We start from the raw sequence: 25,490 nt of genomic DNA, 5'->3' as shown, positions 1-25,490 counted from the left end.
GCCCGAGGCCCGAGCGGCACCGGGGGCTTCCTCGACCCCGGCAGGGCATCACGGGCCGGGTCTCCCGCATCATGTGCAGTGCCGAACGGCACGGCGGCCCGGCACCCGGGCGACTCTACCCTAACGTTACGGTAGAGATGGCAGCCGTTGGGGCGGCGGTGGCAGGACGGACGACGAGGAAGGCACGCGGGTGAGCGGCGGGCACATGCAGATCGGCGAGGTGGCGTCGAGGACCGAGTTGTCACTGCGCACGATCCGGCACTACGAGGAGACCGGCCTGGTCGTCCCTTCCGCCCGCTCCCAGGGCGGCTTTCGTCTGTACACGGAGACCGACGTGGCCCGCCTCATGGTCGTCCGCCGCATGAAACCGCTCGGCTTCACCCTCGACGAGATGCGCGACCTCCTGGAGGCCACCGACCGCCTCGACGGCGGCGACGCGAAGCTGTCGGCAGGGGAACGCGAGGAACTCCTCGAGCGGGTACGCGCCTTCGAGCGGGCCGCCCGGCAGCGGGTCGCCGACCTGCGGACCCAACTGGCGCGGGCGGAGGAGTTCGCCGCCACACTGGCCGACCGCCTCACGGGCGCGACCGCCCCATAGGGACGGGCGCGCGGCCGGGCGCCCTACGCGCCCCGCATGATCTGGATCAGGTTGCCGCAGGTGTCGTCCAGCACCGCCGTGGTGATCGCGCCCATCTCCAGCGGCTCCTGGGTGAAGCGCACTCCCAGTCCGCGCAGCCGGTCGAACTCCGCCCGTACGTCGTCGACGGCGAAGGAGGCGGCCGGGATTCCGTCGTGGGCGAGCGCCGTCCGGTACGGCCCCACCGCGGGATGGCCCGAGGGCTCGAGCAGCAGCTCGGTCCCGTCCGGGGCGTCGGGCGAGACCACGGTCAGCCAGCGGTCCGTACCCACCGGCACGTCGTGCTTCTTCACGAAGCCCAGGGTCTCGGTGTAGAAGCGCAGAGCATGCGCCTGGTCGTCGACGAAGACGCTGGTGAGGTGGATCTTCATCAGGTGTTCTCCGGTGCGTCGGGTCCGAGCCATCGGGTCAGGATGCGCTCGAGGGGGTCGGTGTCGAGGTCGTGGAACTTGTAGCGGCCCTGGCGTCGTGACACGACCAGACCCGCGGATTCCAGCACGGCCAGATGCTGGCTGATCGCCTGCCGGGACAGTCCCAGACCGTGCTTCGTCGCCAGCCGGGTGCATATCTCGAACAGGCTCTGGCCGCCCCGCTCCGCCAGCTCGTCGAGAATGCGCCGACGGGTGGGGTCGGCGAGTGCCCTGAAGACATCCTCCGTCATGACCTCACCATAGGCAAGCATTCACTTGCCTATCAAGTGCCGGCGGAGTGTCCGGTGGTGGCCGGTCGTGCGTGGCCCTGGCCACCGTCACGCCGTCGGCCACCGGCTCGGACCGCTCGCCCCGGCGCCCCATCTCCACGGCCTGCCGAACGGTCAGGGGGAGGGCGTCCCCGGCGTGGCCGACAACTCCCGGCGCTCCGCGCGGCGCCCCCCCGGCCGCTGACCTGGCGATCCCCCATTCGCACCGCAACTTGTCGCTCGCCGCGTGCCCGCAAGCCGACCCACGCCTCACCGCCGGCCGTGGCGGCCGGCGGTGAGGCGGCCGGGACACCCCTAGGACTGGGGCAGCCGGCCGTGGTTGGCGGCGTGCTTGCGACGTGCCTTCTTCTTACGGCGTCGTTTCGAGGACATGGAAGCCTCCTTGGGAAGACGCTTTCTCAGGGTGCATCCGCGCATGCCCGTTCATCCACGATTCCACGCACGGCCGGGCGGTGCCATTCGACGTGGTGCGGACACCGTGGACCCTGCCGCCGGTGCCGAGGCCGGCCACGCGATGTCGTCGATCTCGAGCCACGGTGCGCCGGCCACGGCCGTGGGCGTGAGCCCGGTGAACGCCCTGACCTCCCGGTGGAGGTGGGACTGGTCGGCGTAGCCGCTTTCGGGGGCGACGTCGGCCGGGGCGAGGCCCGCGGCGAGCAGGTGCGCGGCGTGGTCGAAGCGCACCAGTCGGGCGGCGTGCTTGGGGGTGATGCCGAGCTGGGCCTGGAAGCGGGCCCACAGGCGCTTACGGCTCCAGCCGACCGCGTCTGCCAGGCCCTCGACCCGTATCCGGCCCCGGCGGGCGAGGGTCGTCCGCCAGGTGTGGGCGACTTCCGGATCGACCGGCGGTCGGTCCGCCATCCGGCGGCGGAGGAGTCCCGTCGCGACGGCGAACCGCTCGTCCCACGACCCGGCGGCGCGCAGCTCGCCCTGTGCCCGCCCCGCCTCGCGGCCCCAGACGTCCTCGAAGGACTCCACCCTCCCGGTGAGCGCGGTCGACGGGCCGAGCACCGCGGCCGCCAGGGCCGGTTCCAGCCGGATCTGGAGACACGCGCCCACCCGGCCGGCCGCCCTGAGCCCGCCCGGGGCGAGCCCGACGACGAAACTGCCGTGCCCGTAACGGCCGTGGGTGCTGTACAGGAGGCCTTCGCCGTCGCTCAGGTCGATGAGCAGGGTGACCGACGGGTGCGCCACCATGGCCATGTCCACGAAGGTGGGGAGGCGCTGACTGAACCCGGCCATGCTGATCCCCGGCAGCCGGGCCGGGGGCCGCGGGACCGCGATGTCCACGCTTGCCCAGTCGGGTGGTGCCCCGGTCGACAACACGTGACCAGTCTAGGTCTCAGGGGCCGACGGGCGGGATGCCGACGTCCTTTGCCGCCAGTCCCAGCAGCAGTTCACCGGTGGCCTCGGGCGCTTCCAGCGGGGGTAGGTGCCCGACCCCCGGCAGCAGCTCGACCCGCGCGTTCGGCACGGCGTCGTACCGGCGGGCCGAGGACGGATCCCAGCGGGGGTCGGCGGCACCGAAGAGCACCAGCACCGGGACGTCGAGGGCGGCGAGTCGCTCGGGCACGCTCCGCTCGGCGAGATAGGCCGTGTTCCCGCGGGCCACCGTCCTGAAGGCGCGGTACGAGATGCCCCGCAGGTCGGCGACCATGTCGCCGGGGATGTCCACGGGGCCGGCGGCCGTCGCGCGGATCCCCTTGCGGAGCATCGTGTCCGTGCGCCGCGACCACAGGAGCGGGCCGAGGGGCGGGGCGAGCATGACCCGGAGGACCACGGGCTGCGGAAGGAACGCGTCGAGACCCGGGCCGGTACTGACCAGCGCGATCGCCCCCACCAGGTCGGGGCGCAGCTCCGCCAGCGCGGTGGCGACGTAACCGCCGCTGGAGTGTCCGGCCACGGTCACGGAACGAAGCCCGAGGTCGTCCAGAAGCGCCGCCACCCGGCCCGCCTGCACCGGGACGTCGTACGGCTTCATGGGCGGGGACTTGCCACAGCCCGGGAGGTCGATGCGCAGGACGTGACGGCGGCCGGCGAGGGTCGGGACCACGGGGCCCCAGGAGGCGCCCGAGGCGCCCGATCCGTGGACGAGCAACATGGGCGGCGCCTGCGGGGGGCCGTCGTGGACCACATGCATCCCGTGCGAGAGTTCAGCGTCGTACTCACTCATGCCGGGAATGGTGCACCGGGCGCCGCCAAGGGTCTTGTACAAATGTCGTCGACGGCACCGTGCCGGCGCGCACCGGATGCTCGCTCAGGACGGAGACCCGAGTTGAACGGGCGGGCGTGTTCGCCGCCTCCCCAACACCTGGACAGCGGCGGGACTATGAGGCCCGGATGCAGGTCCTGGGGAGGCGGTCCGGGCGTCAGCCCTCGTCGACCGCCATCTCGCCGAGCAGCGACCAGTCTTCCTGGGGCACCTTCATGTTGACGATCCTGGGGGTCGCGGCGAGATGGGGCACGAGAGCCCGCTGCGCCGCCTTGAAGTGCGCCGAGCCCGCGTGTGCCGCACCCGCCTCCTCGTCGCGGAAGGCTTCCACCAGAACGTACTCCGTCGGGTCCTCGAGGCTGCGGGACCAGTCGAACCACAGGCATCCCGGCTCGGCACGCGTCGCGCGGGTGAACTCCTCCACCACCTCCGGCCATCGGTCGGCGTGCTCGGGAAGGACACGGAACTTCGCGGTGATGAAAATCAAGGGTCTGCTTCCTTCGTCGTTCGTCGCTCGGCGTTCAGGGCAGGGTCACGGGGTCAGGATCGCGCGGCCCCGGATCCGGCCGCTCCCGAGATCGTCCAGGGCGTCCTGGAAACGGTCGAGACGGTACTTGGCGGTGTGCAGGCGTACGCGGCCCTGCGCGACCAGGACCATCAACTCGCACAGATCATTGTAGGAGCCGACGAGGTTGCCGATGAAGTTGATCTCGGCGGTTGGTGGAGCCGCCCTCACCGACGAAGTCGACGACCGCCTCCGCCCCGTGCCCGCCGGACAACTCGCGCACCCGGTCCACCTGTTCGCCGTCGGCGAGGACACCGTGGTCGGCGCCGACGGAGAGGGCCAGGGTGACCGCGTCGGGGTTGCGGTCCACGACGACGCTCTCGGCGGCGGTGAGGGCCTTGAGCACCTGCATCCCGATGTGCCCGAGGCCGCCCGCGCCGATCACAACGCAGCGGTCGCCCGGCCGGAGCCTGCGGGCCGCCCTGGCCGCCGCGTGGTACGCCGTCAGACCCGCGTCGGCGAGAACCGTGATGGCGCTGCCGACCACGTGGACCCAGCCGGCGTTCTCGTGGCCGATCGTGTAGGGCAGCGCCACCCCCGACTTCTGGGCCCACTGCCCCTGCAGGATGTGGATGTCGGTACGGCACACACCGGCACCGCCGATCCTGACGATCACGTCGTACGGGCCGGTGATCTCCGGAGCCGGGACCTCGGCCATTTCGAGGTTCTGGCCGTAGCCGACCACCTGGACTGCAGGCGGGCGCGGCCCAGCCGTGGCCGCTGCCGGGCCCGGCCGGAACGGACCCGGCATGGAACACCGTGTCCCGTACGGTGTCGCGCTGCGCCCGCGAACGGACACCGCTCCTGCTCCACGGCGAGACCGGAACCGGGAAGGCCACCCTGGTCCGTGCCGCACACGCCCTGACCGGGGCGGCCTCGGCACCTGTCGTCGTGGATGCCGCGGGCCCCGGGGCCGCGAACGTCGGTAGCGCCGCGAACGTCGGGAACACCGGGAACGCCCGGAACGCCGGGAGCTCCGGGCACGACCTGTCCGCCGCCCTGCGTGCGGCGCCCACCGGAGCGGGCCGCGCCCTGGTCCTGCGGAACGTCGACGCGGTGGCTCCCGAGCAGGCACCCGCAGTCGCCCGGGCGCTGGACACCGCGGCGGCCCGGGGCACCTGGGTCGTCGGCACGACTGGCCCGGCAACGTCCGCGAACTGAGCCTCGTCCTGAGCAAGTCCGCCGCGGCCCGCCGTACGTACCGGATCGAGCTGCGCGACCTGCCGCCGTCCCTGCACAGCGCGGGCAGCCGGTCCCTGAGCCCCTGGGAGGAGTCCGAGCGCGACACCCTGGTCCGGGCCATGCTGGAGGCGGACGGCAACAAACTGCTCGCGGCCCAGCGGCTCGGCATCTCCCGTACGACGATCTACCGCAAGATGAGGGCGTACGGCATCACGCTTCCCGCACGCCGGTGAGAGGGGCCGGGCCGGGAGCCGGCACAGGAGCGGGAACCTCAGGCCTGGTAGGCATGGGTCTGGGCGGCCTTGACGGTGGCCCAGACGGCGGCGCCGGGGTGCAGGTCGAGTTCGGCGGCGGCGACCGTGGTCAGGTCGGCGGCGAGGGGGAGTTCGCCGGTGAGGCCGGCGCGGATCTGGTCGCCGTGGGTCTCAAGACCGGCCACTTCGCAACGCCACAGGTTGCGGGCGCTGGACCCCGTGGGGCGGTCCCGGTACAGGGTGACCGCGCTGGGCGGGAAGGCGACGAACACCGGTCCGGTCAGCTCCTCGGTGGTCGTGATCGCGGGCCCGTCGTCGAGACGCACCGCATGCCCCTGCGCCTCACCCCGGTAGAGGTTGAGGCCGACCAGGTGGGCGATGTAGTCGGTGCGCGGGTGGCGGGCGATGTGGGACGGGGTGCCTTCCTGGACGACGTGGCCGTCCTCCACGACGACGAGGTGGTCGGCGAGGACCATGGCGTCCAACGGGTCGTGCGTGACGAGTACGGCGACGGCCTCGAAGTCGGCCAGGTGGTGGCGGAGCTGGGCGCGGACGTCGAGGCGGGTGCGGGCGTCGAGGGCGGCGAGCGGTTCGTCGAGGAGCAGCAGCCGCGGGTGGGTGGCCAGGGCACGGGCGAGGGCGACGCGCTGCGCCTGGCCACCGGAGAGGCGGCGCGGTTTGGCTCCCGCGTGGTCGGCCAGGCCCATGCGGTCCAGCAGTACGGCGGCTTGCGCCCGGGCCTCCGCCTTGCCCGTGCCGCGGCAGCGCGGTCCGAAGGCCACGTTGTCCAGCGCGGACAGGTGCGGGAAGAGCAGATAGTCCTGGAAGACGACCCCGACCGGCCGGGCTTCGGGCGGCGTGCGGTCCAACTCCACACCGTCGAGCCGTAGATGGCCGCCCGAGAGCGGGACGAGGCCGGCGAGGGCGCGCAGGGCGGTGGTCTTGCCGGCGCCGTTGGGGCCGAGCAGGGCCACCACGTCGCCGGGCGCGGCCGTCAGCCGCACGTCGAGGCGGAAGGACCCGCGCTCCACTTCGAGCCGCGCGTCGAGCCCGGCGGTGCCGGACTCGGGCGACTTCTCGGTCTCGGTCATGAGGTGGTCATCCAGCGGTCGCGCAGCCCGGCGAGGACCGCGATGGACACGGCCAGCAACACCAGGCTCAGGGCGATGGCCGCCTCGGGGTCGCTCTGCAGGGCGAGGTAGACCGCCAGCGGCATGGTCTGGGTGCGGCCGGGGAAGTTGCCGGCGAAGGTGATCGTCGCCCCGAACTCGCCGAGCGCCCGGGCCCAGGCCAGCACGGCGCCGGCCGCGATGCCCGGCGCGATCAGCGGCAGGGTGACCCGGCGGAAGGCGGTGAAGCGGGAGGCGCCGAGGGTGGTGGCCGCCTCCTCGTAGCGGGGGTCGGCGGCGCGCAGGGTGCCCTCGACACTGATGACGAGGAACGGCATCGCCACGAAGGCCTCGGCGAGGATGACACCGGTGGTCGTGAACGGCAGCGTGATCCCGAACCAGGAGTCCAGCCACTGCCCCACGACACCGTTGCGGCCCAGCGCCATGAGCAGGGCGACACCGCCCACCACCGGCGGCAGCACCAGCGGCAGCGTCACCAGGGCCCGGACGAGACCGCGACCGGGGAACTCGACCCGGGCCAGCAGCCAGGCCAGCGGTACGCCGATCACCATGCTCACCACGGTCGCCGCCGTGGCGCAGATCAGCGAGAGCCTGAGCGCCTGCCACACCTCGGTGCTGGTCAGCAGTTCGGGCATGCTCGGCCAGGGTGCCCGGATCAGCAGGGCGAGAAGCGGGAGCACCAGGAACGCCAGGCCGATCAACGCGGGTATGAGCAGCGGCAGGGGAACTCCGCCCCGCAGCCCTGTGCCCGTCCGGACGCGGCGGCGCCGCGGCCCACCCGTGCGGGGGTCGGCTGCGGCACCGGTCTTGTGCGGCGAGGTCACGACGCGGTGAACCCGGCCTCGGTCAGAACCTTCTGGCCCTCTGCCGACCGCACCAGCTCGATGAACGCCTTGCCGACCTCGGCGTTGGGCGCGTCCTTGAGCAGAGTGATCGGGTAGTCGTTGACGGCCTTCGCCGACTCGGGGAACTCCACACCCTCCACCTTGTCACCGGCCGCCTGCACATCCGTCTTGTAGACGACCGCGGCGTCGGCCTCCTTGAGCACCACCTTGTTGAGCGCCGACTTCACGTCCTGCTCGTAGGAGACCGGGGTGAGCTTCAGATCGGCGGCGGTCAGCGCCTTCTGGGCGGCGGACCCGCACGGCACCGTCTTGTCGCAGAGCACGACCTTCAAGTCGTCCCCGGTGAGGTCCTTCAGGGAGGTGATCTTGTCCGGGTTGCCGGGCAGCGTCGCGATCTCCAACTGGTTGCGGACGAAGGTGGCCGGCGTCCCGGCCGCGGCCTCGGCGTCCGTGACGACCTTCATCGTCTTGGGGCTGGCGGAGGCGAACACGTCGGCCGGGGCGCCGCTGGTGATACCCGCGGCCAGCGAGTCGCTGCCGCCGAAGTTGAAGACGACCTTCGTGCCGGAGTGCTGCTGCTCGAACTCCTTGCCCAGCTTCGTGAAGCTCTCCGTCAGCGAGGCCGCCGCGAAGACGTTCACGGTTCCGGACAGCTTGTCCGACCCGCCGGCCGACGAGGAGGCACCGGACTCGGCACCGGACTCGGCGTCGGAATCGGCGTCGGACGACGAGCAGGCGCTCAGGGCCAGCAGGGCTGCGGCGCCTGCGCCGGTCACCTGAAGCATCCGGCGGGTCCGGCGCGCGGAACGGGTCATCACGGGTCCAATCCGGTAGGTGTGCATGCGCAGATGATACTGCCGCAGATACCAGGCAAAAGTCACCTGTCGCTTCGCATGAGCCGGATCATCGAATCCCTGGCATGGCATGTGCGTTTGCACGGACCGCGTTGTCGGGTTCGGCCGCACCTCCCGGGGGCGGCGTCACTCGGGCCAGGCGGAGTTCTCGATGACGTCGACGAAGTCCGTGCGCCGGAAACCGGGCACGAAGTGCTCGAGAACGTCCGCGTTCACCGTGCCGAAAGTGGTGTCCGGGCGGTGCCTGAACCCGTCGGTGAACGCCTGGAGAATGTGCTTCTTGAAGTCCGGGCGGGGATGGGCGGCGGTGACCGCGTCGATCTCCGCCCGGGTGAGGGCCGCGAGGTTGAGGCCGAGCACGTCCGTCTCGACGCCGGCCGTGGTCGCCGCGATCTCCGGTGCCATCGCGTACGGCACCTCCGGGGTGGTGTGCAGCGCGACGGCGGTCCACACGGTGCCCGCGTCGGCCTCGGACACGCCGTGGGCCTCGAGGAACGTCCGCGCCTGGTCGGCGCCGTCCATCTCGAAGCGCTGGTCGTCGCCGCGGTAGGGCGGCACCAGGCCGGTGTCGTGGAAGAGCGCGGCGACGTACAGCAGCTCCGGGTCGGGCCGGATGTCCCGGGCGGCGGCCTGGAGGCTGCCGAAGAGGTAGACGCGGCGCGAGTGGTGGAAGATCAGCGGCGGTGTGGTGTCGCGGATGAGTGCGGTGGCCTCCCGCGCGAGCGCGCTGTCGGGGATCTCGATGCCTGCGACGGTCTCTGTCATGACGGTCCTCCGCACTGATCGAATATTTTGATCAGTATGGGTGAGAAATGAGGTATGTCGGTAATCGGCGTAAAGTTGCCGGTACGGAGTCGCACCCGCGGAAGGATCTTCAATGGGCACGGTCACCACCTCCGACGGCACGGACATCTTCTACAAGGACTGGGGTCCGCGCGACGGTCGGCCGGTCGTCTTCCACCACGGCTGGCCGCTCAGTGCCGACGACTGGGACAACCAGATGTTGTTCTTCCTCTCCCACGGATATCGCGTCATCGCCCATGACCGTCGTGGCCACGGACGTTCGAGTCAGCCCTCGGCCGGCCACGACATGGACACCTACGCCGCCGACGTAGCGGCGGTGACCGACGCTCTCGACCTGCGGGACGCCGTGCACATCGGGCACTCGACCGGCGGCGGCGAGGTCGCGCGCTACGTGGCGCGCGCCAAGCCGGGCCGGGTCGCGAAGGCCGTGCTCGTCAGCGCCGTTCCGCCGGTCATGGTGAAGTCCGGGAGCAATCCCGGCGGTCTGCCGATCGAGGTCTTCGACGAGTTCCGCTCGGCCCTCGCCGCCAATCGCGCGCAGTTCTACATCGACGTGCCGTCAGGTCCCTTCTACGGCTTCAACCGGGAGGGCGCCACGGTCTCCCAGGGGCTGATCGACCGCTGGTGGCTCCAGGGGATGACGGGTGCGGCCAACGCCCACTACGAGTGCATCGCGGCGTTCTCGGAAACCGACTTCACCGACGACCTCAAGCAGATCGACGTCCCGGTCCTCGTCGCGCACGGCACGGACGACCAGGTCGTGCCCTACGCGGACGCGGCGCCGTTGTCGGTCGAACTCGTGAAGAACGGCACCCTGAAGTCGTACGAAGGGCTCCCGCACGGCATGCTCTCGACCCATCCGGAGGTCCTCAACCCGGACCTCCTGGCCTTCGTGAAGTCGTAGTCCCCGTCGGCTCATGGAATCGGCGGAATCGGCGCAATCCGGGGAAGAGGCGGGCCCGGCACTGCGCGCCCTGCTGACCGACTCGGTCGTCGGGCTGGCCGTGTGGGACACCGACCTGCGGTGCATCTGGGTCAACGACGCTCTCGCACGTTATGACGGGATCCCCCGGGAGCAGCGGCTGGGCCGCCGGCCGCGGGAGTCACTGACCGGGGACACCGACGAACTGGAAGCGCTCGTACGGCGGGTGCTGACCACCGGCCGTTGTGTCACCGGCCGTGAGTACCGTGTTCCGACGGCCGTCGGCAAACGTCGCGACCGGGCCTTCTCGGCCTCCTTCCTGCGCCTGCACGACGCCGAGGGCCGCACCCTGGGCGTGTGCATGGTGATGCTGGTCGTCACGGACCGGAGGTGGGCCGGCGACCGGCTTGCGACGGTGAGCGAGGCGGGCACCCGTGTGGGGACCACCCTGGACGTCATGCGCACGGCGCAGGAACTGGCCGACTTCACCGTGCCGTTGATAGCCGACTACGTGACCGTCGACCTGACGGAGGCGGTACGGCTCGGTGAGGAGCCGCTGGACCGGCTGGGCCCGTCCCAGGGGCGCGTCCCCAAGTTCCGGCGCGGGGGCAGGGCCTCGGTCCACGCCGGCGCCCCGGAGTCCCTGTGGCACCGCGGCGAGGTGGTGTACGTCCCCGAGACCTCCCCGTTCATGCAGGTGCTGTCCTCAGGTCGCCCTCTCCTGCAGCCCCTGATCGACCCCGCCCACGACACCTGGCTGGCCCACGACCCGGCACGGGCCGCGAAGATCCGCGAGTTCGGCATGCACTCCCTGCTGATTCTCCCGGTCCACGCCCGCGGCGTCCTGCTGGGCGTGGCGGTCTTCGTACGTACGTCGAACCCGACGCCGTTCGACGAGAACGACCAACTGCTGGCCGAGGAACTGGTGGCCCGGGCCGCGTTGAGCCTGGACAACGCCCGCCGCTACACCCGGGAGCGGAACACGGCGCTCGCCCTCCAGCGCAGCCTGCTGCCGCGCCGGGTGCACGGCGGAACGGCCATGGAGGTGGCCGCCCGCTACCTTCCGGCCGACGCGGAGGAAGGCGTCGGCGGCGACTGGTTCGACGTCATCGGCCTGCCGGGCGGCCGCCTGGCCCTGGTCGTGGGCGACGTGGTCGGGCACGGTGTGCACGCCGCGGCCACCATGGGGCGGCTGGGCATGGCCATCCGCACCCTCGCCGATCTCGATCTGCCGCCGGGGGAGGTCCTGGCCAGGCTGGACCGGACGTTCATCCGGTTGACCGAGGACGAGGAGGCGTCCGCCCCGGACGTCCCGGGCATGAGCGCCACCTGCGTCTACGCGGTCTACGACCCCGCGACCCGGACGTGCACCCTGGCCCTCGCCGGGCATCCGCCGCCCGCCGTCGTCCATCCGGGCGGTGACTTCTCGTTCCCCGAGCTTCCGCACGGCCTCCCGCTCGGAGTCGGCCTGCTGCCGTTCCCGTCCACGGAGCTGGAACTGCCCGCGGGCAGCCTCCTGGCCCTGTTCACCGACGGTCTCGTCGAGGACCGTCATCAGGACATCGAGGTCGGACTGCAACGGGTGGGCCGCGCCCTGACCCGGAAAGCCTCGTCCCTGGAGGAGTTGGGCGCGGCGGTGATCGGCACCCTGCCCAGCACGCCGCCGCCCGACGACGTCACCCTGCTGCTGGCCCGCGGCCTGTGAGCGGTGCCCCGCTCTCGAAGCCGGAGCACGCACGAACACGCACGAACATGCACGACGTGCACGACACGCATGACGGCGAACGAGTGCACTCAGCGCGTGGACGCCTTCCGCCGGTGGCCGGCCGCCTTGGCCTGATTTCCGCAGCGTTGCATGGAACACCACTTGCGCGGCCGGCCGCCGCCGGAGTCGAGACAGAGCATCCCGCACACCTCGGACGCGCAGGCGGTCAGCCGTGACCGGCGACCGGCGTCCGTCATGAGATCGATCAGGTCCCGTGCGACGAGCGACAGCAGTGCCTCCTTGGTGAGCGGCCGGTTCCCCCGCGCCGCCCACTCGCCGTCGGCCGACAACTCCATTTGTGCCACCGGTGGTTCGGTCCTGGCCAGGAGATTGACCAGGTCGACCGAGCGCGGCAGCGGCCGGTGCGCGTCGAGGGCGGACGAGGCGACGTCGTAGGCCGCCGCGCGCAGCGCGTGCAGCGACCGCAGAACGTCCTCGGGGTCGTACCCGTCCGCCAGCGTCACCCCCACACCCCGGCACCAGGCGTCGAGGCGCTCGGCGTCGCCCATCCGCTCGATCGGGACTTCGGGCCTGCGGCCCACGGTGGCGACAAGGTCAAGGGACAGTGCGCCGGCATCGAATCGAAGCTCCCGGACTCGCGCGGTGACCCTCGTACGGGGCGCGCGCCGCTTCACGGCATCCATGGTTTCATAGTAACCACTGAAACGGTTACTAAGGGAGTGGGGCGGAGTCATGCGCATAGCCGTGATCGGGGCGGGCGGCGTCGGAGGCTACTTCGGAGCCCGACTGGCGGCTGCCGGGAACGTGGTCACCTTCGTGGCGCGCGGCAGACACCTCGAGGCCGTGCGCCGCTCCGGGCTGGTCGTCCACAGTCCGCTGGGGGAGTTGCGCACCGCACCCGAATCCGTCGTGGCGAGCATCTCCGAACTCGGCCCCACCGATCTGGTCCTCGTCGCCGTCAAGCTCTGGGACACCGAGTCCGTCGCCGAGCAACTGCGGTCCTCGGCGGCGCACAAGGCGCCGGTGCTGTCACTGCAGAACGGGGTGCACAAGGACGCCATCCTGCGTGGCCGGCTGACGGACGAACAGGTCCTGGGCGGTGTCTGCTTCATCTCCGCGTTCATCGAGGAACCCGGGGTGATCAGGCACAACAGCACCCTGCAGAAGGTCGTGCTCGGCCCCTACCGGTCCACTCCGACGGCGACCGTCGGCGCCGTACTCGCCGCGTTCCGGGACGCCGGGATCGACGCGGAGGCGAGTGACGACATCGAGAGGGTGATCTGGGAGAAGTTCGTGTTCCTGGTGGGCCTGTCGGCGACCACGGCAACGGTCCGTCAGCCCGTAGGCGTCGTCCGCGCCAACGAACAGAGCCGCCGTCTCCTGCACGACATCATGGCCGAGACGGTGGCCGTGGCGACGGCGTCCGGAGTACGGCTGGACGGCGGCTTCGCCGAAGCCCAACTCGCCTTCTGCGACACGCTGCCCGCGGCCATGACCTCCTCCATGCACAACGACCTGGAGAAGGGCAACCGGCTGGAACTGCCCTGGCTCAGCGGGGGAGTGGTGGATCTCGCAGGTCGACTGAACGTCCCCGCACCGCGCAACGGGACGGTGACCGACATCCTCGCGCCGTACGTCCTGGGCCGGCCGACCGGATCGTGACCTGCGCGGCGACCTATCCCTCGACCCGGGCGGGGGATAGGGCGCGGGCGAGGAAGCCCCTGATGTGTCCGGTGATCTCCTCCAGGTGGCTCTCCAGCGCGAAGTGCCCGGTTTCCAGGAGGTGGATCTCGGCGTCCGGCAGGTCGCGCCGGAACGCGCGCGCCCCGTCGGGGCCGAAGATCTCGTCGTTGGCACCCCACACGGCCAGCAGCGGCACCTGGGACTCGCGGAAGTACTGCTGGAGCCGGGGGTACAGGTCGACATTGGTCGGGTAGTCGCGGAACAGCGTGAGCTGGATGGCGTCGTTGCCCGGCCGGTCGAGCAGGGCCTGGTCGAGCGCCCAGGTGTCGGGGCTGACGACGCTCCGGTCGACGACTCCGTTCAGGTACTGCCAGCGGACCATCTCGGGGGTCAGCGCCTCGCGGGCGGCAGCCTCCGTCTCGGGGGTCGGGTTGTCGGTGTAGGCGAACAGGCCGTCCCAGAAGGACTTGACGAAGCCGTCGGTGTACGCGTTGCCGTTCTGCGTGATGACCGCGGTGATGCGGTCCGGGGTGCGGATGGCGATCCGCCAGGCGACCGGCGCCCCGTAGTCCTGCACGTACACCGCGAAGCGCTCGACGCCGAGGTGGTCCAGGAGGGCGACGGTCACGTCCGTGAGGGAGTCGAAGCCGTAGTCGAACTCGTCGGTCGCAGGCATGGCCGACTGTCCGAAGCCGATCATGTCGGGTGCGATCACGTGGTAGGTGTCGGCGAGCCTCGGAATCAGGTTCCGGAACATGTGGGAGCTGGTCGGGAAGCCGTGCAGCAGCACGACTGTCGGTGCGTGCGGGTCTCCGGCCTCCCGGTAGAAGACGTCCAGGCCGTCGACGGTGGCGGTTCGGTGATGCACTGCGGAGATCATGATAACTCCTTCGCCTGCTTTTAGTGGTTAGGTAGAGTCCAGCACTCCTGAGGTAACCTGTCAAGCGAAGTAAAAGGGTTAGCCGCGGAAACGGTTGGCGCGGAAACGGCTGGAGATGGATGTGGTGACCGACAGGGCCCGAGAAGATGTCCTCGTGGAGCTGCTCAACACGACGCCCGTGGTGCAGGGCTCCGTGACCGATGCCCTGGGTACGGCCGCCGAGGGCCGTGCCTGGGCGCGCGGCCACGGGGGGACCGGGTCGGGCGAGGAGGTCGCCTTCCTGCTGGCCGCGCGAAGCGCCCTCCAGGAGGTCGTCCGGGGGCGGCGCGATCCCGAGTACCTGAGCGAGTTCCTCCAGGGCGTCAGCAGCGTGCCCCGCATCAGGGACGGCGGGCTGGAATGGACCCTCCAGGTGCCCGACGCGCACCGTCTGACGGTGGAGCTGGTGCTGACCTGGGCGCACGTCGGGGAAACCCGGCCCGGACGGCTCAAACCGTGCGGCAATCCGGAGTGCCGGCGCTTCCTGCTGGACCGGAGCAAGCCCAACAGCGCCCGGTGGTGCTCCATGGCCGAGTGCGGGAACCGGATGAAGGCCCGGCGGCACTACCAGCGCGTGAAGGAATCCCAGACCTAGAGTGCGGCCCGCCCGGGGTCAGGCCGCGGCCACCTTCTCGTGCTTCCAGAACCCCGAGAAGGTGATGCGCTCCTTCGGCAGGCCCAGGCGGTGCAGGTGCCTGCGTCCCTCGGTGGCCAGGGTCGACTCGCCGACGACGAAGGCGTATCCCGTCGCGTCGGCGCGGGAGAGCCGGCGCAGTTCACGGAGCGCGGCCACGCCGGGGACCGAGGCGCTGTCCCGGCGTACGACCCAGGAGACGGTCATCCCGGCCGGGGCGTCCAACTCGCGGCGGTCGCCGTCGGTGGGGATCTCCTGGATGAGCCGCCCCACGGTGTCCTCGGGGAGCGAGCGCAGGATGCTCGCCGTGGCGGGCAGCCCGGTCTCGTCGGCCGCGACGATGACCTCGGAGGCGTCGTGCGGGCAGTCGAAGAGGACGCCCTGGTCGAGCAGCGCGAGCGCGTCCCCGGGTCTGGCGCCGCAGGCCCAGATCGCGGCCCTGCCCTCGATCTCGCCGGTGGGGCCGCGGTGGACGACGAAGTCGATGTCCAGCTCGGCCGTCCGCCGGCGGTAGTCGGCCACGGAGTAGTTGGCGCAGTGTGGCCGCTCGTCCTCGGGGATCGCGAGGTACGGCTGCCACCACTGGGCCCCGGTGAACTCCGGGAGGCGCAGGTCGCGTTGATGGGGGAGCTGGAGGAACAGACGGAACCAGTGGTCGTACCCCAGCCACGGAAAGCCGCCGAGTCGCGGTCCGGTGACCGTGACGCGCTGCATGGACGGGGAGACCCGCTCGCTCCGCACGACACGGGCGCGGAACATCTCCGGATGCTGCGGCGTGAGCCGACGAACCTTGGCCATGCAGGCAAGGCTAGCCTAAGTTCCGTTCGATTCCGAGTCCGTGATCTCCAGGCGCGCGCCCCGCGTCCGGTCGGACGCCGGGCCCGTCTCCAGTTCGACCGTCCCCGGCTCCACGGCGAGGCGCAGCGCGCGCCCCACCGAGGCCAGCGTGCCGGGCCCCACCTCGAAGACCGCGTCGGCCTCGTCGCCGGGCGCGATGCTCAGACGGACGAACCCCCGCAGCTCGCGCACGCGCGGCCAGGACGTCCCCCCGGACAGGCGCCTCACGTACAACTGGACCGTCTCCTCGGCCCGCCGGGCGCCGGTGTTGCGGACCGTCACCCGGCAGATCAGGTGCGGTGCGTCCGCGCCGACCCGGGACCGCGACAGGCGCGGCGCCCCGTAGTCGACGCTCGTGTACGACAGACCGTGCCCGAAGGCGTAGAGCGGCCGGGCGCTCTGGTCGACGTATCCGCGGTAGCGGTGGTCCTTCCCGTTGTAGTAGACCGGCAGTTGGGCCGCCGAGCGGGGTACGCAGACCGGCAGGCGTCCGCGGGGTTCGGCGTCGCCGAACAGCACCTCGGCCACGGCACGTCCGCCCCGCGGCCCCGGATACCAGGCGCTCAGCACCGCCGCGACGGGCGCGACCAGCTCGGGCAGGGCATGCGGGCGGCCCTGAACCAGCACCACCACAACCGGGGTTCCGGTCGCCGACACCGCGGCCAGCAGAGCCCGCTGGGCCGCGGGCAGCGCCAGGTCCGCCAGGTCGACCCCCTCACCGCAGGTCATGTCCGACGGGGTTCCGCCCCCGGCGACGGCCGCCCCGTTCGCGTCGAAGGCGGTGTCCGAGGAGCGCGCGCTGGAACCGCCGAGCACCAGGACCGCCACGTCGGAGCCGGCCGCAAGGGCGACGGCGGCCGGGACGTCCGACACGTCGTCACCCACCAGGCCGCACCCCCGGCCGTGCACCACCTCGGTGCCGGGCGCGAGGGCCGCGCGGATCCCCTCAAGCACGGTGATGCCGCCGCCGGGCCGCTGCGGCGCCGTGTAGTCGCCGAGTTGCTGCGCCAGGGAGTCGGCGCCCGGACCGAGGACCGCGATCCGCCGCACCGCGCGGGACAGGGGAAGGACGCCGCCCTGGTGGGCGAGCAGGGTCACCGACGCACGGGCGACACGCTCGCCCAGTTCACCGGGATCCGGCAGACCCACGGCCTCGGCCTCGGAGTCGGATTCGGCCTTGGCCTCGGACTCGCCCGGAGGCTGCGGCTGTTCGAACAGTCCGAGGCGGAACTTCAGCGTGAGCACGCGGGCCACCGCGGTGTCCAGCGCCGACTCGGACACCAGGCCGCGTTCCACCGCCTCGCCCAGCCGGGTGTAGCAGTCGTCCCACAGGCTCAGATCACAGCCGGCCTCCAGGGCGAGGGCCCCGGCCGAGACCGGGTCTCCGGTCAGCCGCACCAGCCGGTCCACCGCGGTGCCGTCCGCCATGACGATGCCCTCGAACCCCCACTCCTCGCGCAGCAGGCCGGTCAGCAGATACCGGTTCGCGACGCAGGGCAGGCCGTCGAACTCGTTGTAGGCGGCCATCACCCCGGCCGCGCCCGCCGCCACCCCGGCCCGGGCCGCCGTGAGATGCACCTCGTGCAGCTCACGCGGCCCCAGTTCCGTCGCCGCGCTGTTGCGGCCGCCGATCGTGGCGCCCTGCCCGGCGAAGTGCTTGAGCACCACGGCCACCCCCGCCCGCCGCGCCCCCTCGACCAGCGCCTCCGTCATCCGTGCGGCCAGGTAGGGGTCCTCGGCGAAGCACTCCTCGCTGCGCCCCCAGCGCGGATCACGCACCAGGTCGAGGGCGGACACCAGCGCGATGTGCGCGCCGCGCGCCCGCAGTTCGGCGGCGGCCCCGGCCACCGCGTCGGCGTACAGCCCCGGATCCCAGGTGGCGCCGACCGCGAGGTTGACGGGGAGCACCGTGCCGTCCAGCGCCTGGTGGCCGTGCGGCATCTCCTCCACCAGCAGGACCGGGATGCCGAGCCGGGTGCTGTCCATGACGTGCCGCTGGACGGCCGCCGCCGTCCGCGCCCCGTCCCGTGCGTCGAGGCCGTCCGCGAAGCCGACGCCGGACCAGGCGTCGGCGCGTTGCAGGCCGTACAGCGCGCCCATGCCGTCGAAGGCGGCGACCTCGGCGCGGAAGGCGTCGGTGAGGCGATGACCGTCGCCGGTGCGCTCGTAGGCGTCCCAGCCGTACATGCGCTGGTTGAGCTGCCCGACCTTCTCCGCGAGCGTCATGCGGTCCAGCAGGTCGCGGACGCGTTCCGGTACCGGCGCCGCCGGGTCGCGGTAGCGGGGGACGGTCATCGCAGCTCCAGCACGGCGACGCCGTAGGCGTCGAGCGGCACGTCCTCGACCGGCTCGCCGCCGGCCAGGTCGTGCAGCTTCCCCTCGGCGACCGGAGAGACCACGAGCGGCTCGGGACTCTGACTGACCAGCCACACGAAGCGGCGGCCGTCGGCGTGCGCGAGGACGTCCGCCGAGACGTGCGGATCGGCCACCGTGACGGGCCGCCGTACGCCCGCCACCTGCGCCAGCGCCGCGTACAGTCGCTGCGTGGCGTCCGGGTTGACGCGTGCGGTGCGGGCCGCCATGTGCTCCAGCGGATAGGTGGCCAGCACCGTGCGCCCCACCCCGGTCTCGTGCACGATCAGGGCCGGCCTGCCGTGGCCGTCCACGGCCACGACCCGGCCCGCACGCGGCACGACGGGCAGGTAGGCACGGCTGTCCTCGTTGCCTGCGACCGGGACGCGCAGCACCTCGCCGGCGCGCAGGTCGCCGAAGTCCTCGGTGAACGTCATCTCCAGCACGTCGTCCTCGATCGGCTCCGCGACGCCGTAGGACAACTGCAGCTCGACGCCGAACAACCCGTCGAGGTCGTCGAACCAGGGGCCGCGGGTGGCCGGGTGTTCGCCGGAGCAGAACGACAGGTACACGGTGGCGCCCTCGGCGGCCCGGCGGGCCAGTTCCCTGCGGGTGCGGGTGGTGAGCTGCCGGGTGGCCGGCAGCAGGTAGAGCGACGCCTCACCGGGCAGCCCGTCGGCTTCGCGGGTGAGGGCCACGGGCAGGTCGGCGGCGCGCGCCGTGACGTAACCCTGGTGCAGGGACGTGAAGATGAGCGGCCGGTCGGCGACGCGGCTGTAGGGATAGCCCCGTTCGAGGAAGGCGGGGACGACCAGCGCCGCGTCGGCGTCCGTCCGGGCACAGCGCGGGAAGTCCACCGCCTTCAACACCTCGGCGAAGGCGGCCAGTTCCCGCAGCGGCTCCTTGGGCGCACCGGTGGAGTCGGTGATGCCGAAGTGCATCTCGAAGGGGTGGTGGTCGTAGGGAGACTGGCCCCACAGGTCGTCGTAGTCGGTGTTGTTCCAGGCCATCCAGCCCGTCGCCCCGCCCAACAGGGAGTTGTGCAGGGTCTGCCGGTAGTAGACACCCGCGTTGGCGGCCGAGACGGTGTCGGTGGACAGGCCGAACTCCTCCAGTACGACCGGCTGTCCGGTCACCGCGGCCAGCTCGCACTCGAAGGCCGCGCGATAGTGCTGCCGCGGCCGGTCGGTGTCCGAGCGGTACACGTGCGGGCCCACGAAGTCGACGTACTCGGCCGTCTCCCGCAGCGAGAAGCCGTTGTCGCGGCCGGTGACCTCGATGCCCCACGCCCCGTCGCCCAGTGACACCGGCTGCGTCGCGCCCGTCGCCCGCACCGCGTTGCACATGGCCTGCGCCCACGCGGTCACCACGTCGGAGGACGGCGGGTCGACCTGGTGGATCCGCCCGTAGCCGGGCATCTCGTTGGTGATCAGCCAGCCCGTGACCGCCGGGTGGTCCTTGAAGCGGCGCGCCATGCGGGAGACGAACCACGCCTGGCGGCCGACCATCCACACGTCCTCGTACAGGTCACGGTTGCCGCGCCAGGCCGGGTCCCAGTTCTCGCCGGACATGTGGCCGACGATGAACGTGGGCACCGTGCCCATGCCCGCCTCCGCGTGGGCGTCGAGGAAGTCCTCGAACCGCGCGCACAGTTCGTCGTCGACGCGGTCGGGCTCCGGGTGGAAGTCGGGCCAGTAGAAGAAGGACCGGGTCATGTTCAGGCCGTGGTCGCCGAGTACGCGCAGTTCGTCGCGGACGGTCTCGGGGTCGTAGTTCCGCCACATCAGCGGACCGCCGGTGCGGGACCAGAAGTTGGCGCCGAGCCAGGGCAGGACGGCGGGGTGGTGGGTGAGCTGGGCGCTGTGGCGTCGCATGGTCCTTCTCGGGTGGTGGGGTGCGGATGGTGCGTGGCCGCGGCGGCGTGCCGCGGCCGGTGGTCAGCCGGGGGCGGGCCCCGTGGACTCGCGTACGACCAGTCGGGGCCGTTCGGCGAGGGTCCTCTCCTCGACCTCCTCGACCTCTTCGCCGCACAGGGTCAGCAGCATGAGCGCGGCGGCCGCGCCGACCCGCTGCACCTGCTGGTCGACCGTGGTCAGCCGGGGATGGAGCCAGCTTCCGAGCGGCAGGTTGTCGTAGCCGACGACGGACAGGTCACGGGGGACGGCCAGGCCGGCGCGCTGCGCGGCGCCGATGCCGCAGACCGCCATCGAGTCGTTGGCGTACACGATCGCGGTGGGCCGGTCGGCGGCGTCGAGCAGTGCCTCGGTGGCACCGACCGCGCGCCGCTCGCTGAAATCGGTGGGCAGGACCGCGAAGGGGCGCAGGCCCGCCTCGCGCAGTGCCCCCTCGAAGGCCGTCCTGCGCACGCGCGTGTGCTGGAGCTCGGGCGGCCCGCTGACATACGCGACACGCCGGTGTCCGAGGCCCAGCAGATGCGCGACGGCCTCGGCGATCCCCGCCCCCTGCTCCCGCAGTCCGACGCGCGGGACGACGGCCGTGTCGTCCGGCGACCCGAGCAGCACCGCGGGCAGTCCGAGTCGGGCGAGCAGCGCGGGCCGGGCGTCGTCGTCGCGGGCGTCGGTGAGCACGGCGCCGTCCACCCGGCCCTCGGCCGCGAGCCGCTCGTACAGCGCGTTCTCCTCGCGGTGGCCGCTCACCAGGTGCAGCAGCAGACCGTAGCCGCGCGGCGCCAACTCGCCCTCTATGCCGGTGATCAGCTCGCTGAAGTGGGGGTCGGAGCCGAGCACGTCCGTGGGGCGCCGCACCACCAGGGCCAGACTGCGGGTACGGGCGTTGCGCAGCGCCGCGGCGGAGGCGCTCGGCGACCAGCCCAGCTCCAGCGCGGCGTCCAGGATCCGGCGGCGGGTCGCCTCGGACAGCCGGCCCTTGTTGTTGAAGGCCTGGGACACCGCGGCCGTCGACACGCCGGCCGCCGCCGCGACCGCCTTGATGGTGGGCCGGCGTCCGGCCCGTTCGGTGGAGACGCTCACATCTTCACCGCCCCGCTGACCAGGGCCTGCTGCATGCGCCTCTGGAGCAGCGTGTAGACGAGCCACACCGGTACCAGGGTCAGCACCGTGCCCGCCGTGAGCACGCCGTAGTCCGTGCCGGTGATCGACTTCAGGGTGGGCAGCGCCACCTGGACCGTGCGCTGCGCCGGGTCCGGACCGATGATGACCAGCGAGTACAGGTACTCGTTCCAGAAGGTCAGGAAGTTCAGCAGCAGCACGGTGGCGATGCCCGGCAGGCACATCGGCGTGTAGACGTGCCGCAGCACCGCGAAGGTGGACGCCCCGTCCAGCCGCGCCGCCTCCTCCATCTCCGGCGGGATGGTCCGCATGAACTGCACGAGGATCACCACCGACAGCGGCAGCGCCGTCGCGGGCAGGAACAGCACCATGAAAACGCGGGTGTGGAACAGCCCGGTGGCCGCCGCCAGGAGGAAGGTGGGGAAGAGCGCCGCGAACGTCGGGATCAGGAAACCCAGCGAGAAGACCTTCTCCACCACTCCCGCCAGCCGCCCGGTCGAACGCGCCAGGGCGAACGCGGCCGGAATCGCCAGCAGCAGGGTGAGCGCCAGCGAGAACACCGTCACCAGCGCCGAGTTGACGATCGCGAGCCCGAGGTCGGCGCTCTCGAACGCGGTGCGGAAGTTGCCGAGCCCCAGGGAGGACGGCGGGGCGAAGGGGTGGGCGAAGATCTCGTCGTTGGACTTGAACGCCGAGGCGAGGAAGTAGTAGAGCGGGACGACGAGCAGCACCGCGTACGTCCACACCAGGATGTGGGCCGGGAGCCAGCGCTTGCCGAGCTTCATGAGTGCTGCTCCGATCAGTAGTTCTGGCGGAAGACGCGGCGGATCGTCAGCAGCCCGACGAGCCCGGCGAGGAAGAGGAGAACGCCGACGGTCTGGCTGTAACCGAGGTCGGCGGCGATGAACGCCTTCTGGTACACCAGGAACGAGAGTGTGGTGGACGAGGTGCCGGGACCACCCTGCGTGAGCAGCAGTACGTGCTGGGCGGAGCCGAACAGCGTCCACAGGAACTGGAGCATCGTCACCACGCCGACGTAGTCACGGATGACGGGGAAGTGGACCGACCACATCGTCCGCCAGTGCCCCGCCCCGTCCAACTGGGCGGCCTCACCCAGCTCGTCCGGCACGCTGCCCAGCCGGGCGGCGAACAGTACGGCGGTGAAGCCGATGCCGGCCCAGATGTCCAGGGCGATCAGACACGCCAGAGCCGTCGACGGCGAGGCCAGCCAGGCATCGGTCAGGGAGCCCAGGCCGATGCCCTCAAGACCCCCGTTGACCAGGCCGTCCGGCGACAGGGCCGCGTAGAAGACCATCGCCTTCGCGGGCGTCGAGATCAGGCCCGGGATGAAGAGCAGATACCGGATGACGCGGTGCCCGGGCGGCCGCTGGGCCACGTAGTACCCCAGCATGTACGCGCAGACGATCATCACGGGCACGGCAACGGTCAGTTGCACGGCGGTGTTGCGCACCGCGTCCCAGAACATCGGGTCGTCCAGCACCGCACGGGCGTTGTCGAGACCGGCGAAGGACACCGGCTGGAGCATGCCCGGCCAGCGCAGGGCCGCGATCACGAAGATGGCGAGCAGCGGCCCGATCATGAAGACCAGGTACCACACCAGGGCGGGCACCGCGAGGACGGTGCCGCCCTGCCGGGGGCGGCGCGCGGCCGGAGCGGGGGAGGCGGGCGGGGCGGACCGACGGGCCGCTCTGCCGTCCGGCGTCGTCGTGAGCGTCGTCATGCGGTGACTCCCGGAGAACGGGTGAGGGGGACGAGGAGGGACCGGGCGGCCAAGGAGAGGAGAACCGGGCGGCTCATACGGACCGGTACGCGGACTCGAGGGCGGCGCGCACGCGGGCCGGGCTCGTGCCCCGGGTGAACGACGTGCTGGTCGCGGTGATCAGCGGTTGCGCGGCGGCGGGCGGCACGTACACGTCGGGCAGGAGCACCTGGCTCACCTCGGAGCCGAGCCGCTGAGCCGCCCCCACCAGCGGGAAGTCGGTGCTCACGGCGTCCGTGCGCAGGGCCATGTCCCGGCCGCTCTCCGTCACGAACCGCGCCACCGTGTCCGGGCTGTACATGAAGCGCAGGAACTTCTCCACGTGCTCGATCTTGCGGACGCCGTTGGGGCTGATCCAGAACCCGATGAGGGTGTAGGCGCGGATGACGGTCGGGCCGTCGTGCGCCGCTCCGTCGGCCAGGGGCCAGCCGCCCACCTCGGTGTGCCGGGCCACGTTGTCGGGCACCTTGGCCAGGGCGGAGGACATCGCCGACTGGGCGGCCGCCTCCTCGGTGTTGAACTGCGTGGTCATCGAGTCGGACGTGAGGCCCTGGGCCTTGTCCGCGAACACACCGGCGTCGCGCAGGTGCGTGAAGTACTCGATGCCCCGGCGCGCGCCGCGCCCGCCGAAGTCACCCGTGGAGTAGACGTGCCGGGCCTCCTCCTCGGTGAGGAACGTCTGGATGATCTGCGCCAGCAGCTTCTGGCCGGTCCAGTCGTTGCCGCCCACGGTCACGGGGGCGATTCCCCTGGCGCGGAGCTTGCGGGCCGCGGAGATCAGCGCGTCCCCCGTGGTGGGGATCTCGCCGACCCCGGCGCGGTCGAGCAGGGCGCGGTTGTAGGCGACCGGCCAGTTCGTGGCGAAGTAGGGAAAGGCCCGGACCCTGCCCTCGTCGTCGGTCCAGTCGGCCAGGGCCTCGGGCAGGACGCGTTCGCGCAGCCCCCAGTCGTCGAGGTAGGGCTTGACGTCGACGGTCGCGCCCACGTCCGTCCAGGCCAGCGTCTTGTCGTAGAGGTTGACCATCACGACGTCGGCCTCCTTGCGGGCCAGCCGGGAGGTCTCGTAGACCTGGGCGAGGTCGTCGCCGTTGATGAGGTTCTTGACCTTCACCCCCGGGTTCTCCTCCCGGAAGCGGTCCACGGCGGCCAGGTAGGTGGCAGAGCCCGGCGCGGTGGTGCCGAGCTGGGTGTGGACGACGAGGGTGTCCGGGTCGGAGTCCGCCGACGCCAGCGACGAGCAGCCGGACAGAGCGGGCAGGGCAGCGGCCGCGGCCAGACCGGAACCGGCGGCGAGCAGGTCGCGCCGGGTCAGCGATGAGCGCACAGGGGTGGTCTCCAACCAAGCGGTTAACGATTGGTTAATCGATGTACCTCGTGAGGTGCGAGGACTGTATGGAGTGGAGGCAGTGCGGTCAAGGGGGTGGCCCGGGGGACTTTCGCGACCTCGCGCGGGGCGTTTCGCCGCCCGATCAGGCCGCCGCCCCGTCGGCCACGGGGATGCCCAGCCGGTCGGCCACGGCCGTGAGAGCCGTTCCCAGCGGGAGCGCGACCCGGGTGACGGCCTGCCGGTCGCCGCGGGTGGGGTCCCGGTTGACGATCAGTACCGGCTTCGCCGCCTCGGCCGCCTGACGGACGAACCGGAGCCCCGACATCACCGTCAGCGAGGAGCCGAGGACCAGCAGCGTGGACGCCGCGCGCACCAGCTCGCGGCAGTGCTCGACGCGCCGCGGCGGCACGTTCTCGCCGAAGAACACCACGTCCGGTTTGAGGATGCCGCCGCAGACCGCGCAGGGCACCACGCGGAAGTCCCCGACCTGTTCGTCGGTGAGGTCGGCGTCGCCGTCCGGGTTGATGCCGGCGGCCACCGGCGCGAAGCCCGCGTTCGCCTCCTCCAGCCGCCGGGCGAGTTCGCGGCGCGGGCTGAAGGAACCGCAGGTCAGGCAGACGACCCGGTCCAGGCTGCCGTGGAGTTCCACCGCGTTCTCGCTGCCGGCGGCCTGGTGCAGACCGTCGACGTTCTGGGTGATCACGCCGGTGAGCAGACCGTGCCGCCCGAACGCCGCCACCGAACGGTGCCCCGTGTTGGGGCGGGCGCGGCCGAAGGTGCGCCAGCCGAGGTGGCTGCGTGCCCAGTACCGGCGGCGGGCGTCGGGGTGCGCGGTGAAGTCCTGGTAGGTCATCGGCGTGTGCCGGCTCAGGCTCCCGCCCTCGCCCCGGTAGTCGGGGATGCCCGACTCCGTGGAGATGCCCGCCCCGCTGAGCACCAGCACCCCGCCGGCGCGCAGCGCGTCGACCACGGGCTCCAGGTCCGTGGTGCCCGGCGGCAGATCCGCTCCCGGGGTCCAGCTCAGAGTGGGCCGCATGCGCATGCGGCAAGGGTACGGAACGCGCCGCCGTCCGTGGCGGGGCGGGGCGCGCGGCGGGA

At 71.9% G+C, this 25,490-nt stretch carries 28 protein-coding genes; 7 read left to right on the top strand and 21 right to left on the bottom strand.

The window, feature by feature from the left end; all coding sequences use genetic code 11:
* The first annotated feature begins 205 nt into the window (after nt 1–205).
* Nucleotides 206–598, top strand: coding sequence for a MerR family transcriptional regulator (locus KUM40_RS23220; protein ID WP_217168570.1), 393 nt, complete (start codon nt 206–208; stop codon nt 596–598).
* A 23-nt stretch (nt 599–621) separates the two neighbouring features.
* On the opposite strand, the gene KUM40_RS23215 is transcribed toward KUM40_RS23220, so the two are convergent.
* From KUM40_RS23215 to KUM40_RS23190, 7 genes are all read right to left on the bottom strand, one after another.
* Nucleotides 622–1,008 (bottom strand): VOC family protein, encoded by a 387-nt coding sequence (locus KUM40_RS23215; RefSeq protein WP_217168569.1) that lies wholly within the window; start codon nt 1,006–1,008, stop codon nt 622–624.
* Nucleotides 1,008–1,298, bottom strand: a complete 291-nt coding sequence (locus KUM40_RS23210; RefSeq protein WP_217167992.1) for a helix-turn-helix transcriptional regulator — start codon at nt 1,296–1,298, stop codon at nt 1,008–1,010. Before KUM40_RS23210 ends, KUM40_RS23215 begins: the two co-directional genes overlap by 1 nt.
* A 462-nt stretch (nt 1,299–1,760) precedes the next feature.
* A complete protein-coding gene (locus tag KUM40_RS23205) occupies nt 1,761–2,663 on the bottom strand; it encodes an AraC family transcriptional regulator (protein ID WP_217167990.1) in 903 nt (300 codons plus the stop codon).
* A 16-nt stretch (nt 2,664–2,679) separates the two neighbouring features.
* A complete protein-coding gene (locus KUM40_RS23200; protein ID WP_217167988.1) occupies nt 2,680–3,510 on the bottom strand; it encodes an alpha/beta fold hydrolase in 831 nt (276 codons plus the stop codon).
* A gap of 196 nt (nt 3,511–3,706) precedes the next feature.
* Nucleotides 3,707–4,036 carry a putative quinol monooxygenase gene (locus KUM40_RS23195; RefSeq protein WP_217167986.1) on the bottom strand — a complete coding sequence of 110 codons (330 nt, stop codon included), beginning with the start codon at nt 4,034–4,036 and terminating at the stop codon, nt 3,707–3,709.
* A gap of 45 nt (nt 4,037–4,081) precedes the next feature.
* Nucleotides 4,082–4,207, bottom strand: coding sequence for a hypothetical protein (locus tag KUM40_RS42185; protein ID WP_302180886.1), 126 nt, complete (start codon nt 4,205–4,207; stop codon nt 4,082–4,084).
* A gap of 13 nt (nt 4,208–4,220) precedes the next feature.
* The gene (locus tag KUM40_RS23190; protein ID WP_254395514.1) at nt 4,221–4,772 is read right to left on the bottom strand and encodes an alcohol dehydrogenase catalytic domain-containing protein; all 552 of its coding nucleotides are present in this window, start codon (nt 4,770–4,772) and stop codon (nt 4,221–4,223) included.
* A 101-nt stretch (nt 4,773–4,873) separates the two neighbouring features.
* Between KUM40_RS23190 and KUM40_RS41615 the strand changes: the two genes are divergently transcribed.
* Both KUM40_RS41615 and KUM40_RS41610 read left to right on the top strand, forming a co-directional pair.
* Nucleotides 4,874–5,275 (top strand): sigma 54-interacting transcriptional regulator, encoded by a 402-nt coding sequence (locus KUM40_RS41615; protein ID WP_308401216.1) that lies wholly within the window; start codon nt 4,874–4,876, stop codon nt 5,273–5,275.
* A 140-nt stretch (nt 5,276–5,415) separates the two neighbouring features.
* Nucleotides 5,416–5,529 (top strand): helix-turn-helix domain-containing protein, encoded by a 114-nt coding sequence (locus KUM40_RS41610; protein ID WP_254395513.1) that lies wholly within the window; start codon nt 5,416–5,418, stop codon nt 5,527–5,529.
* Between the two features lie 38 nt (nt 5,530–5,567).
* On the opposite strand, the gene KUM40_RS23180 is transcribed toward KUM40_RS41610, so the two are convergent.
* The 4 genes from KUM40_RS23180 to KUM40_RS23165 all read right to left on the bottom strand — a co-directional run bounded on the left by KUM40_RS23180 (nt 5,568) and on the right by KUM40_RS23165 (nt 9,144).
* Entirely contained in the window at nt 5,568–6,641 is a 1,074-nt protein-coding gene (locus tag KUM40_RS23180; protein ID WP_217167985.1) for an ABC transporter ATP-binding protein, read from the bottom strand.
* A complete protein-coding gene (modB, locus tag KUM40_RS23175) occupies nt 6,638–7,504 on the bottom strand; it encodes a molybdate ABC transporter permease subunit (RefSeq protein WP_217167984.1) in 867 nt (288 codons plus the stop codon). Before modB ends, KUM40_RS23180 begins: the two co-directional genes overlap by 4 nt.
* Nucleotides 7,501–8,340: a molybdate ABC transporter substrate-binding protein gene (gene modA, locus KUM40_RS23170; RefSeq protein WP_217168568.1), complete on the bottom strand. Its 840-nt coding sequence runs from the start codon at nt 8,338–8,340 to the stop codon at nt 7,501–7,503. The genes modB and modA overlap by 4 nt, the downstream gene beginning before the upstream one ends.
* A gap of 165 nt (nt 8,341–8,505) precedes the next feature.
* Nucleotides 8,506–9,144: an HD domain-containing protein gene (locus tag KUM40_RS23165; RefSeq protein ID WP_217167983.1), complete on the bottom strand. Its 639-nt coding sequence runs from the start codon at nt 9,142–9,144 to the stop codon at nt 8,506–8,508.
* A 112-nt stretch (nt 9,145–9,256) separates the two neighbouring features.
* On the opposite strand from KUM40_RS23165, the gene KUM40_RS23160 reads away from it, so the two are divergent.
* Nucleotides 9,257–10,087 carry an alpha/beta fold hydrolase gene (locus KUM40_RS23160; protein ID WP_217167982.1) on the top strand — a complete coding sequence of 277 codons (831 nt, stop codon included), beginning with the start codon at nt 9,257–9,259 and terminating at the stop codon, nt 10,085–10,087.
* Nucleotides 10,088–10,100: 13 nt separating this feature from the next.
* Nucleotides 10,101–11,810 (top strand): SpoIIE family protein phosphatase, encoded by a 1,710-nt coding sequence (locus KUM40_RS23155; protein WP_217167981.1) that lies wholly within the window; start codon nt 10,101–10,103, stop codon nt 11,808–11,810.
* Between the two features lie 89 nt (nt 11,811–11,899).
* On the opposite strand, the gene KUM40_RS23150 is transcribed toward KUM40_RS23155, so the two are convergent.
* Nucleotides 11,900–12,514, bottom strand: coding sequence for an ABATE domain-containing protein (locus KUM40_RS23150; RefSeq protein ID WP_217167980.1), 615 nt, complete (start codon nt 12,512–12,514; stop codon nt 11,900–11,902).
* Between the two features lie 49 nt (nt 12,515–12,563).
* Here KUM40_RS23150 and KUM40_RS23145 point away from each other — a divergent pair, with 49 nt between their 5' ends.
* Nucleotides 12,564–13,493 carry a ketopantoate reductase family protein gene (locus tag KUM40_RS23145; protein WP_217167978.1) on the top strand — a complete coding sequence of 310 codons (930 nt, stop codon included), beginning with the start codon at nt 12,564–12,566 and terminating at the stop codon, nt 13,491–13,493.
* A gap of 13 nt (nt 13,494–13,506) precedes the next feature.
* Here KUM40_RS23145 and KUM40_RS23140 read toward each other — a convergent pair whose 3' ends face one another.
* A complete protein-coding gene (locus tag KUM40_RS23140; protein ID WP_217167976.1) occupies nt 13,507–14,394 on the bottom strand; it encodes an alpha/beta fold hydrolase in 888 nt (295 codons plus the stop codon).
* A gap of 124 nt (nt 14,395–14,518) precedes the next feature.
* On the opposite strand from KUM40_RS23140, the gene KUM40_RS23135 reads away from it, so the two are divergent.
* On the top strand, nt 14,519–15,028 hold the full coding sequence (locus tag KUM40_RS23135; protein WP_217167974.1) for a CGNR zinc finger domain-containing protein: 510 nt from the start codon (nt 14,519–14,521) through the stop codon (nt 15,026–15,028).
* A gap of 18 nt (nt 15,029–15,046) precedes the next feature.
* Here the strand turns inward: KUM40_RS23135 and KUM40_RS23130 are convergent, their stop codons facing one another.
* From KUM40_RS23130 to KUM40_RS23095, 8 genes are all read right to left on the bottom strand, one after another.
* Nucleotides 15,047–15,865, bottom strand: a complete 819-nt coding sequence (locus KUM40_RS23130; protein WP_217167972.1) for a siderophore-interacting protein — start codon at nt 15,863–15,865, stop codon at nt 15,047–15,049.
* Between the two features lie 15 nt (nt 15,866–15,880).
* On the bottom strand, nt 15,881–18,199 hold the full coding sequence (locus KUM40_RS23125; RefSeq protein WP_217167971.1) for a glycoside hydrolase family 3 N-terminal domain-containing protein: 2,319 nt from the start codon (nt 18,197–18,199) through the stop codon (nt 15,881–15,883).
* Entirely contained in the window at nt 18,196–20,130 is a 1,935-nt protein-coding gene (locus KUM40_RS23120) for a cellulase family glycosylhydrolase (RefSeq protein ID WP_217167970.1), read from the bottom strand. Before KUM40_RS23120 ends, KUM40_RS23125 begins: the two co-directional genes overlap by 4 nt.
* Nucleotides 20,131–20,193: 63 nt before the next feature.
* Complete coding sequence (locus KUM40_RS23115; RefSeq protein WP_217167969.1) at nt 20,194–21,246, bottom strand: LacI family DNA-binding transcriptional regulator; 1,053 nt, start codon at nt 21,244–21,246, stop codon at nt 20,194–20,196.
* Nucleotides 21,243–22,070 (bottom strand): carbohydrate ABC transporter permease, encoded by an 828-nt coding sequence (locus KUM40_RS23110; protein ID WP_217167968.1) that lies wholly within the window; start codon nt 22,068–22,070, stop codon nt 21,243–21,245. Before KUM40_RS23110 ends, KUM40_RS23115 begins: the two co-directional genes overlap by 4 nt.
* Nucleotides 22,071–22,084: 14 nt before the next feature.
* Complete coding sequence (locus KUM40_RS23105; protein WP_217167967.1) at nt 22,085–23,026, bottom strand: carbohydrate ABC transporter permease; 942 nt, start codon at nt 23,024–23,026, stop codon at nt 22,085–22,087.
* A 73-nt stretch (nt 23,027–23,099) separates the two neighbouring features.
* Entirely contained in the window at nt 23,100–24,389 is a 1,290-nt protein-coding gene (locus KUM40_RS23100; protein WP_217167966.1) for an ABC transporter substrate-binding protein, read from the bottom strand.
* 145 nt (nt 24,390–24,534) lie between these two features.
* On the bottom strand, nt 24,535–25,434 hold the full coding sequence (locus KUM40_RS23095) for an NAD-dependent protein deacetylase (RefSeq protein WP_217167964.1): 900 nt from the start codon (nt 25,432–25,434) through the stop codon (nt 24,535–24,537).
* Nucleotides 25,435–25,490: the final 56 nt, after the last annotated feature.

The sequence above is a fragment of the Streptomyces sp. AC512_CC834 genome (assembly GCF_019049325.1).
GTDB lineage: Bacteria > Actinomycetota > Actinomycetes > Streptomycetales > Streptomycetaceae > Streptomyces.
This window is presented reverse-complemented; position numbering and strand designations above follow the sequence as displayed.